The 9,883-nt window shown below is 68.9% G+C and carries 11 protein-coding genes; all 11 read right to left on the reverse strand.

The genetic code is table 11. The features are described 5' to 3' along the window. The coding region (locus tag SPOPO_RS26755; RefSeq protein WP_019872933.1) for a copper resistance CopC family protein at window positions 1-808 on the reverse strand (808 nt) is incomplete at its 3' end. After that, entirely contained in the window at window positions 805-1,863 is a 1,059-nt protein-coding gene (locus SPOPO_RS26760; RefSeq protein WP_019872934.1) for a multicopper oxidase family protein, read from the reverse strand. The genes SPOPO_RS26755 and SPOPO_RS26760, both read right to left, overlap by 4 nt. A 466-nt stretch (window positions 1,864-2,329) precedes the next feature. Then, on the reverse strand, window positions 2,330-3,334 hold the full coding sequence (locus SPOPO_RS26765; RefSeq protein WP_019872935.1) for an alkylmercury lyase family protein: 1,005 nt from the start codon (window positions 3,332-3,334) through the stop codon (window positions 2,330-2,332). Window positions 3,335-3,392: 58 nt separating this feature from the next. Then, window positions 3,393-3,998 (reverse strand): cation diffusion facilitator family transporter, encoded by a 606-nt coding sequence (locus SPOPO_RS0101055; protein ID WP_019872936.1) that lies wholly within the window; start codon window positions 3,996-3,998, stop codon window positions 3,393-3,395. Then, on the reverse strand, window positions 3,995-4,474 hold the full coding sequence (locus tag SPOPO_RS0101060) for a signal peptidase II (RefSeq protein WP_211210824.1): 480 nt from the start codon (window positions 4,472-4,474) through the stop codon (window positions 3,995-3,997). Before SPOPO_RS0101060 ends, SPOPO_RS0101055 begins: the two co-directional genes overlap by 4 nt. 47 nt (window positions 4,475-4,521) lie before the next feature. Further along, on the reverse strand, window positions 4,522-6,474 hold the full coding sequence (locus tag SPOPO_RS0101065) for a heavy metal translocating P-type ATPase (RefSeq protein WP_028984410.1): 1,953 nt from the start codon (window positions 6,472-6,474) through the stop codon (window positions 4,522-4,524). Then, window positions 6,471-6,857 carry an ArsR/SmtB family transcription factor gene (locus tag SPOPO_RS0101070; protein ID WP_051098254.1) on the reverse strand — a complete coding sequence of 129 codons (387 nt, stop codon included), beginning with the start codon at window positions 6,855-6,857 and terminating at the stop codon, window positions 6,471-6,473. The genes SPOPO_RS0101065 and SPOPO_RS0101070 overlap by 4 nt, the downstream gene beginning before the upstream one ends. 59 nt (window positions 6,858-6,916) lie before the next feature. Then, window positions 6,917-7,666, reverse strand: coding sequence for a cytochrome c biogenesis CcdA family protein (locus SPOPO_RS0101075; RefSeq protein ID WP_028984411.1), 750 nt, complete (start codon window positions 7,664-7,666; stop codon window positions 6,917-6,919). Between the two features lie 108 nt (window positions 7,667-7,774). Then, window positions 7,775-8,248 (reverse strand): L,D-transpeptidase, encoded by a 474-nt coding sequence (locus SPOPO_RS26770; protein WP_019872941.1) that lies wholly within the window; start codon window positions 8,246-8,248, stop codon window positions 7,775-7,777. Between the two features lie 149 nt (window positions 8,249-8,397). Beyond that, complete coding sequence (locus tag SPOPO_RS26775) at window positions 8,398-8,868, reverse strand: L,D-transpeptidase (RefSeq protein ID WP_156869442.1); 471 nt, start codon at window positions 8,866-8,868, stop codon at window positions 8,398-8,400. A gap of 221 nt (window positions 8,869-9,089) precedes the next feature. Continuing rightward, window positions 9,090-9,632, reverse strand: coding sequence for a hypothetical protein (locus tag SPOPO_RS0101090; RefSeq protein ID WP_084670820.1), 543 nt, complete (start codon window positions 9,630-9,632; stop codon window positions 9,090-9,092). Window positions 9,633-9,883 lie beyond the last annotated feature (251 nt).

The following is a 9,883-nucleotide window of genomic DNA, read 5'->3' on the forward strand; positions in this document are numbered from 1 at the left end:
CCGGTGGGTCAGCCGGGGACCCGGTTGGGATCTTGCGCAGCCAGAGATACAGGACTGCGCCCACGACAGCCAGCAACGCAAGCCGGGCCCCGAGCAACTGACCAACGCGCGTGCCGAGGGCGAGGTCGAGAAGTTCCGGGTCGAAGCTCTGGGCGAACCCGGATCCGGAGATGTACGGCCCGTACAGCGCCAAACTCGCGAGCGACGCCAGCGACAAGGACCCCAAGCCCGTCCAGAGCAAGACCCGAACCGTGGGGACAGCGACGCCGGCCGGCCAGCCCAGAAACACCAGAAGCAAGGTTCCGACAGTGAGGGCCAGGCCCACGAAGGCCACCCAGCGGGCGAGCCCGAGGCCGAGCCCGACCATGCCGTTGGTCTGGCCGAGTACGTCCGGCGCGGCCGAGGCGGTGGCCACTCCCACACTGAACCGGAACGAGCCTTGGACTGGGTGACCGTCGGTGGACACCACCCGGTAGACCACTGTCCGCGTCCCCCGGCTCAAGGAGTTGGGCAGGTCCACGGTGACCGACTCGGCTGCGCCGTTAAGGTGTGACAGAGGGCCGAGCCCGTCGGTCGTCGCGCCGTTCGGCTCGATTATCCGCACCACCGAGGTGTTCAGGTCGATGCTGTCGCTGAAGACCAGTTCGACACGTCCCGGCGCAGCCTCCAGGACTTGATCCGCCCGGGGCGCCGTCCCCACCAAGTCGGCGTGCGCGGCCGCCGGCCCCGCCAAGAACACCATGGCGATCAGCACCAAGAGGTTCGCCACCAGGACGGTCGCGACCGGCCGCCACCACTGCGTCCTCATGACGAGTGCTGTTCTCGTGTCCCATGAGCGGGCGTGGCGGCTACGCCGGAGCCGGCAGGCGGGACGCGGGGCGCCGTCAGCGGATTCGCCGGTGCAACGTCGAACAGCGTGGCCATCCCGGTCATGCCCGCCTGCGTTTCGGAGTGGCTGAAGATGTGACAGTGCATCATCCAGGCACCTTCACGCGTGGGCACCCAGAGCAGATCGAAGGTCTGTCCGACGCCCAGCACCAAGGTGTCCGCCTTGTACGGCTGCGGCAGTCGGTTCCCGTCCTGAGCCATCACCTCGAAGAACCCGAGGTGCAGATGAATGGAGTGGATCATCTCCGGGCCGGCTCCGATCACCCTGATCCGAACCCGTTCCCCCACCCGGGCCGCCATCCGAGTGGTCGCCGGAAAGCTCTTACCGTTGATGACAAACCCGAGCGCCCCGTCGGAGAAGATCATCGTGTAGTCACGGTCGGAGGCAATGTCACCCACCAGCGGCACGACGTCGAGTAGACCGAAGACGCCTCGGCCTTCTTGATCGCCGTGCATGTGCGAGTGGTACCAGTGCGTTCCGGTGCTGATCGCCGTCCACTCGTAGGCCTTCTGGCCGTTGGGCGGGATCGTCTTCTGCGTGATCCCGGGAACGCCATCCTGCTCGTTGGGCAGGTCCATGCCGTGCCAGTGGATCGACGTACCTTCCTTCATCTTGTTGACGACGTTGAACCTGAGCTTGTCGCCCTCGTTGACGCGGATGGTGGGCGCCGGGATGGAACCGTTGACCGACAGACCCTCCTTCACCCTGCCCGGCTCGGTCTCGTGCTTCTTCGACGCCAGGACGAGGTCGAACACCTTGACCCCGTCGACCAATTTCCACGCGGCGAGCCTCGTGCCGTCTCCCAGGTCCTTGGCTTCTTGCGACGTCTGCGTGACGTCGGGAAGAGCCGGGCCTGCATCCGGCGCAACGCCGGCTTGCGAGACAGTCGTGGACGCATCGAAGTCCCGCAGCAGGCTTCCCAGCGTGGGAAATGCGCCCACGGTGACCAGAGCCGCGGTGGTCAGGAAACTCACCCGACGCCGGTGGGAACTCATGAGGCGCGGCGATGGCCGGGCGTGACGGGGGGGTACATCCACGAGAGTGAGATCCCTTCTCGACAGACTGTTTGCGCGCCACAGGCCGAGGCTGCGGACATGTAGAACTCCTCGCGGCGCTGCGAGGCCTGGGCCGGCCAACTCTCGGAGTCGTCCGCGGCACCTGAACCGCGGGTGTGGCCTTCGGCTGGTGCCGGCTCATCTCCTACGGGGATTAGTACAAGCCGCCGTTTCCGCGGCGGCTCAGCACTGTTACCGCCGGATCAACAAAGTCGCTCTGCACGGCACACGACCCCGTCAGCGGTTCACGCGGATCGGGCCGAGGCACCTGATCGGGGAGACGGGGGCGATTGCTGTGGCGCGGTGGAGTTCGTCAAACCGCGGGGCGAGAGCGCGACGATCGCCCGCCGCTCCAGATCGAGCAACGGCGTGTCGTTTCGACGCGTCATGCGGTCGCGTGGCCTTCTCGGCCTGCCTGCCGCGTGGGCGTGCCTTCGGTCTGGAGCACCTCGGCAAAGATCGCGCGACCGAGTTCGGCCGCTCGGTTCTGGTCGAGGACGCAGCCGACGACCTCGGTGTGAAGAGCGGCCCAGCGCGCCGCGCTGTGTTCGGAGGAGAAGAAGTTGGTCACGTCGCAACAGGCGAGCTCGGCAGGTCCGCTCCCAGCCCGACGGCCGGCGAAGACGACGGCCCTGCGGGGATCCCAGTCGAGCCGCTCGGCAACGGATGCGATCCGAATACACTCCTCGGTCAATGGGTCGGTGGACTCGATTACGGTGTCGCGTCCAAGCATGGGCCCAATGCCCAGCGCGTCGATGGCGCACATCGACCTGACAGTCGCGCCGCCGAGGATGCGAACCCGATGGCGGGAGGAGACAAGGCAGAACGGATAGGCCGCCCGCACGCGTCCGCCGGCGTCAAGGGACAGGAAGTCCTGGTCGGCGAGATCGGCCAGGACGTCCACGCCTCGTCGGCCGTGCGGTGCCGCCACGCGGTCGAGCGCTACGGGCTCCGGCAGCACACCCGTGAGGGCCACGGAACGCAGCAGGGCCTGCTGTACGGCCCGCAGGCCGCCGGCCGCCGGGGCCACACGCCCCAGGCCGTCGCGACTGAGGGGCTCCAGCCATGACGAGTCGGTGGGGGCGTCCCCGCTCGCTGCGGTTGCCAGCGCGAGACGAAGGCGGTCGAGGTCAGGTGCACCCGAGGGCCTGCCGGTCGCGCCGAGGTAGAGCCGGCAGGACACGGATGCGCCGACCGTCGCCTCAAAGGGGTCGCGTCCGTTGAGCAGCAACGTCGGGGACCCCGGCATCGCCCACGCCTCCGCCTGCTTCTCGTCTTCCACGACGACGACTGCGTCTGGACCGAGTACCTGGCCGCTGACTTGCTGCACGCGCTCGGCAAGGATGGCAACGTTCGGGCACTCGGGCACCGACAAGATCGTGATCAGCACGCGCGCCTCATTCGTCGGATAGAAGCATCGATCGGTGACGTCGCCCTTGAAAAACTCATCACGCGGCTGTCACGTTCATTTGGGGGGACTCATGCCATGCCTCCCAGCCTTCTCGCACCGCCACCACCGAGATGACGAGCGCAGCGACGGGGTCCGCCCACCACCAACCGAAGATGGCGTTGGCGCCAAGACCCACCAGCAGACTGATCGAGAGATAGTTTGAGATCCACGTCTCCCGCGACTGCGCGACCAGTACCTCGTTGCAGAGCCCACGGCCGATCCGGTCTTGGACAATCGCCACCGGGACCATCACGGCCAGCGCGAGGACGTTCAGCCCGATCCCGGCCCACGAGTCCTCGGCCCTGTTCTCGGCGAGAAGGTCCAGCATCGCCTTGACACTGACGTAGGCCGCCAGGACGAAGAAGCTGCCCGAGATCAGCCGCAAGGCGGTGGTGTAGCTGGTGCGCCCGTGCAGCTGGCCGATCACGACAAGTGCCGCGAAGACCTCAACCGCAGAGTCGAGCCCGAAGCCGACCAGCGCGATCGAACCCGCCGCCATGCCCGCCGTCACGGCCACTGCGCCCTCGATGACGTCCCAGACGACGACCAGCCAGGCCAAGCGCAAGCCGCGACGGCGGAGCGCCGCGACGCCGAGCTCGGTCACGCCGACCCCTCGGCGGAGTGTGAGCGATCGACACTAGGTGGGGAGAGCTCCTCGCGGCTCCACATGCTCGACACGAGCAACGCGCCGCCGAGGACAATCGCGACGTCGGCGAGGTTGAACGTGGGCCACCAGCCGGTGTGCAAGTAGTCGGTGACGATGCCGTCCCTGCAGCGATCGAGCAGGTTCGCCACCGCGCCGCCAAGCACGAGCGCCAAGGCCGCCCGCAGGGTCCGGCTCCCCCAAGGGGCAACGCGCCAGGCGGCGACCGCAATCCCGGCGGTGATCGTGGCGGTCACGACGACCACCACCGCCGTTGGAGCGTCCGCTCCGAGCGAGAACGCGACGCCGGAGTTGTACCCGAGCACCAGGTCAACCGGCCCCGTCTCGATCCCTTCCGGCGGCAGGCGCGTCTTGGCCCAGGCCCTGGCAGCCAGGTCGACGGCCGCGACGGCTGCGGCGAGCAGGATCGCGATCAAGCGGCGACGTCGCAACCGGGCGGACGCCACGTCAGAGCTCGAGCTCCTCACCGGCTGGTGCCGGCGAGCGCGGCGGCGGGGCTCGACGGCGCGGGATTGGCCGAAGGCAGCGGCTCTGCCCGGCCGGCACGCACGCCGTTGGCGATGACGACCACCTCAGCGATCTCGTGCACGAGCACCACGGCCGCCAGGCCGAGTACCCCGGACAAGGCCAACGGCATCAGGACGGTGACGATCGCCAGGGACAATCCGACGTTCTGCAGCATGATCCGCCTCGATCGGCGGCCGTGCGCGAGGGCCTGCGGCAGGTGGCGCAGGTCTTCACCCATCAGGGCGACATCGGCGGTCTCGATCGCCACGTCGGTGCCCATCGCCCCCATGGCGATGCCCAGATCGGCGGTCGCCAGCGCGGGCGCGTCGTTGACGCCATCGCCCACCATCGCCGTGCGCCGCTGCGTGCGCAGCTGGGCGATCAGAGCGGCCTTGTCCTCCGGCCGCAGATCCGCATGGACGTCCGTGATGCCCGCCTGGGCCGCCAGCGCGGCGGCGGTGAGCGCGTTGTCCCCGGTCAGCATCGTCACGGTGTAGCCGTCCCGGCGCAGCCGGGCCACGACCTCGGCCGCCTCCGGGCGCAGCTCATCGCGCACCGCGACCGCCCCGAGCACCCGGCCGTCCCGCTCGACCAGGACCGCGGTGGCGCCGGCCTGCTGCATGCGCTGCACCTCAGGCTCAAGACCGCCGGCTGAAATCCACCCCGGCCGCCCCAGGCGCACCGGCACACCGTCGAGCCGGCCGACCAGCCCTGCGCCCGGCACCGCCTCGACGTCGGCGGCTGCGGTTACCCCGGAGACGGCCGCCAGGATGGCGCGCGCCAGCGGATGCTCGCTGCGCGCCTCGAGCGCCGCGGCGATCCGCAGCACCTCGGCAGGATCCGCGCCCCCGGTTGTCGCCACGTCCACGACCTCGGGCGCGTTGCGGGTCAGAGTCCCGGTCTTGTCGAGCGCGACGCCCCGAATCGTGCCGAGCGCCTCCACCGCGGCCCCGCCCTTGATCAGCACGCCCATTCGGCTGGCCGCCCCGACCGCCGCGACGACCGCGACGGGTACCGAGATGGCCAGTGCGCACGGTGACGCCGCGACCAGCACCACCAGCGCGCGTTCGACCCAGGTCGACGCGTCGCCGAGCAGGGCGCCCAGGCCGGCGATCAGGGCGGCGACGATCATGACGCCCGGCACCATCGGCCGCGCGATCCGGTCCGCGAGCCGCTGCGCCTCACCCTTGCGGGCCTGTTCGGCCTCGACGATGCGCACGATGCGCGCGAGGGAGTTGTCCGCAGCCGCGGCGATCACCTCGACCTCGAGGGCGCCGCCGCCGTTGATCGACCCGGCGTAGACGGTGTCACCCGGGCCGGCCTCCACCGGCACCGACTCCCCGGTGATGGCTGAGACGTCCAGCGCGGTCCGCCCGGCGCGGATGGTCCCGTCGGTCGCCACCCGCTCGCCCGGCTTGACCAGCATCACCTCGCCGAGGACGAGCTCCGCCGGGGCGATCAACTCTTCCCGGCCCCCGCGCAGCACGGTGGCGGCGTCCGGGACCAGCTTCAACAGCGCACGGAGGCCGCGCCGGGTGCGGGCGAAGGAGTACTTCTCCAGGCCCTCGCTGATGGAGAACAGGAAGGCCAGCGCCGCCGCCTCGGCCACCTCCCCGAGAACCACCGCACCGATCGCGGCGATGGCCATCAGCGTGCCGACACCGATGCGACGCTGCCGCAGCCGGCGCAGCGACTGCGGCACGAACGTCGCGCCCCCGACCAGCAACGCCAACCACTCCAGCGCAAGCTGAAGGCCCGACGCCTCGGCCTGCCCCGCCGCGAACGCGGACGCCAGCAACACCCCCGCGGCTCCTGCCACGCGCAGCTCGTCGACTTCCCACAGTCGCTCAGATTCGGCGGCCCCGACCTCGGAGCTGGGCACGTCGTCGCCGCAGCACGCGCCGCTCATCGCCGCGTCCCCCGTCGCCGTGCCGACGCGGCCGAAGCCGATCCATAGGTAGGGCACAACGCCACCGCGCTGCCCGTAGCCGCCAGCAACCGCTCTGCGGCCGCGAGCAGATCGAGCAACTCGGGGCGCGCCAGAGAGTAGAAGATCTGCCGGCCCTCCGGGCGGGCCTGCACGAGCCCGCAGTCGCGCAGGCAGGCCACGTGCGCCGACACCGTCGACTGCGCCAGAGCAAGGTCGTGAACCAAATCCGCGACCCGCGCTTCCCCACCGGCCAGCCGTCGGATGATGGCCAACCGGTTCCCATCCGACAGACTGTGGAACAGCGCAACCGCGCCCTGCACGCCTTGCCTTGACTCCGCTGCGGCCGACACATTCATCGTCATACATCGATGATAGCGCTTAAAGACGATGAACGGGCAGCGGGGTGCCCCGCCCCGCTTTGCTACACAACGGTCGCGAAGTTCGCCGTCCAGATACGCATTTGGATAGACAACTCGGTCCACCAACCACTGACCAGCAGGACACCAAGCAGGCACATCATCACGCCCCCGGCGCGCATCACCACGAGATGGTGAGCGCGGACCCAGCTGACCGCCCCGAGCAGACGCCGCATCCCGAGAGCCACGCCGATGAAGGGCAACCCGAGGCCCATGCTGTAGACGAAGGTCAGGAAAGCGCCGCGCCCCGCACTCGCACTGTCGAAGGCCAGAGCCTGGACCGCGCCGAGGGTCGGCCCGATGCACGGCGCCCACCCGACACCGAACAGCACTCCCAAGAGCGGCGCCGCCAGCAGGCTCGCCGACGGCGCCCGGTGCAGGAGGCGGAACTCCCGCTGCATCACGGGCAGGAACCCGAGGAAGCTCAGCCCGAGAAGGATGGTGAGCACCCCGAGCACCCGGTTGATCGTGCGTTCGTGCTCGATGAGCTCGGCCCCGGCGTAGCCGAAGAGTGCTCCGAAGGATACGAACACGGCCGCGAAGCCGGCGATGAACATGCTGGTGCCGAGCAGCAGCCGCCCACGACGGGCCGCCCCGAGATCAACCCCCGTCATACCCGTGACGTAGGACAGGTAGCCGGGTACGAGCGGCAGCACGCATGGTGAGGCGAACGAGATCAGGCCGGCCAGCAGCGCCACGGGGACGGCGAGGAGCAGCGAACCCGAGGTCACTGTTCCGGCGAACGACTCCCCCACGCAGCAGATACTACGATTGATCGTAGAGAGACTGGGGGTCGCCTGACTACCGCGCCTGCGCCGGTCCGGACGATGGGTGACGCCGCTGCGGCTCGGGCCGACCTTGGCCTACCAGTAGTAGATGTACACCCGGGTGCCGGTCGGTGCATTGTTGAACAAGGTGCGCATCCGGCCGTAGTCGCGGGTGTTCACGCAGCCGTGCGAGGCGCCGGAGTAGCCGCGGCGGGCGAAGTCCGAGGAGTAGTGGATCGCCTGGCCACCGCTGAAGAACATCGCGAAAGGCATCGCGCTGCCGTAGAGGCTGGAGACGTGGTCCGCGTTCTTCCAGTAGACCCGGAACATGCCGTTGCGCGTCGGGGTGCGGCTGGCGCCGAAACGCGCGTCCAGGCGGACGATGGTGCGGCCGTTGACCAGCAGGCGGATCAGGCGCTTCGACTTGTCGATGCAGATGATCTTCCCGCTGTAGCAGGGCCGCGGCATCTTCGGGCGTGCCTCAGCCGCGGGGGCCGTGACCATGGTGGCACCGAGCAGGGTGGTGCACAGCGCGCCGGCGACGGCTGCGCGGAGAGGCTTGGGCGCCATGGCGGGCTCCTCGGGACATGGGCTACGACCCGAGTGTGCTTCGCCCGATGAGTGTGTCTCAGCCGTTATTGCCAAATGCTCGAGACGGCTTTAGCGATCACCCGGCTTCCGCGAGCGGCTGGCGGGTCGCGCCCTGGCGATCCGCCGGCTCACCAGTGGATGTAGACCTTCGTGCCTGTCGGCGCCGCGTTGAACAGCGCTTGGGTGGCCGCGTAGTCGCGAGTGTTGATGCACCCGTGCGAGGCTCCGTTGTACCCGTTGCGCGCGAAGTCGGACGAGTAGTGGATCGCCTGGCCACCGCTGAAGAACATCGCGAACGGCATGGCGGTCCCATAGAGACTTGAGACGTGGTTCCGGTTCTTCCAGTACACGCGGAACAGGCCTTCTCGGGTGGGCAGCCCGCGGCTGACCGAGCCGAAGCGTGCCGACATGACGATTGCGGTCCGGCCGTTGACGACCAGTGCCAATTGACGCGTGGACTTGTTGACGCAGATGACGGTTCCGGTGTTGCAGGCCGCGGGGCGAGCCGAGGCCTCGGTCGGCATGGCGACGAGTGTGGCCGCCAGCAGAGTGCCCGTCGTCATGCCGACCGCGGCCGCGCGCTTGCGGTTTCGGAGCATTGCCGACTCCTTGATGATGCAGAACTTGAGCATTGTTCACGTGGACGGACCTGCACGATATGTCCAATGTGCGTTTTTCACCAGATGTGCGGTTCGGCCCCGAGCAATAGAACGCGGTGCAATGCTGGCGGGTTGACCGGAATGCGCCTGGGACTGGCGCGCGACGACGACCGAGCCCACGCAGAGAGGAGGGACCGGTCAAGGTTCGGGCGTTGACCCGGTTACAGAGGGTCCCCGGTTCTGCGCCGCAGGGAGAACAGGCCGTAGAGCAGGGCGAGCAGGATCACTGCACCCGCCACGCTGAGAGTCAGCGCGGCGTTGCCACCACCGCCGCCCGCCGTCTCGCTCGCCACCTGCACGGGCTGACCGGCTGTCAGGGTGAAGTCCCACCCGTTGTCGTAAGGCGCCACCGGCTCCGCTCCCGGAAGGGTGCGGACTTTTAGTTCGAGGTGGGTGGGGCCGACCGGCAGCGCGCCCAGCGGGCCGACGTAATTCCCCAGCGTCGCTCCCTGGGTCAGGGTCACCGTCTTGACCGGCGACCCGAGCAGCGCCTTGACGTCCACCCCGCGCAGCGGTTCGCCGGAATCGCCGTCCACGACGGTTGTGCTGGCCCTCCAACCGGTGCCTTCTGGGCTGAGGGTGAGATCGGCGATCAGGACGATGGCCTTGCCGCCGCTATGCGCCGAGACCGGCGCCGTGGCCGGCCCCAGCGCGGCCAGTCCGACCGCCAGCACAGTAGTTGCCGCAGCCCGCAGGAACCGCATCAACCTAACCTCCCAAGAGCCGCGTTCGCGAACTTGATCGGCTCGTGACGGTACGTGGGGATTGTTACGTGGACGCGGTCCGGCCATGCCCACCATCAAGCCCTACTCCTACACTGGAAACGGCCGGGTTCTGATGTAGACGAGGCCGAGGACCGCCTCTCATCCTCGCCTCAGGCGGAAGTACACCAACGGCACGAAGATCAGCGCGGCGAGCGTCGGCAGCACAACCGTCTGGCGGATCAGCGAACTGC

Source organism: Sporichthya polymorpha DSM 43042, assembly GCF_000384115.1.
Lineage (GTDB): Bacteria > Actinomycetota > Actinomycetes > Sporichthyales > Sporichthyaceae > Sporichthya > Sporichthya polymorpha.

Bases quoted from the DNA above. Each gene is read 5' to 3' on its own strand.
- SPOPO_RS0101065 (WP_028984410.1), bottom strand. From the start codon at position 6,474: ATGAGCGGCGCGTGCTGCGGCGACGACGTGCCCAGCTCCGAGGTCGGG.
- SPOPO_RS0101070 (WP_051098254.1), bottom strand. From the start codon at position 6,857: ATGACGATGAATGTGTCGGCCGCAGCGGAGTCAAGGCAAGGCGTGCAG.
- SPOPO_RS26770 (WP_019872941.1), bottom strand. From the start codon at position 8,248: ATGGCGCCCAAGCCTCTCCGCGCAGCCGTCGCCGGCGCGCTGTGCACC.
- SPOPO_RS26775 (WP_156869442.1), bottom strand. From the start codon at position 8,868: ATGCTCCGAAACCGCAAGCGCGCGGCCGCGGTCGGCATGACGACGGGC.
- SPOPO_RS0101090 (WP_084670820.1), bottom strand. From the start codon at position 9,632: ATGCGGTTCCTGCGGGCTGCGGCAACTACTGTGCTGGCGGTCGGACTG.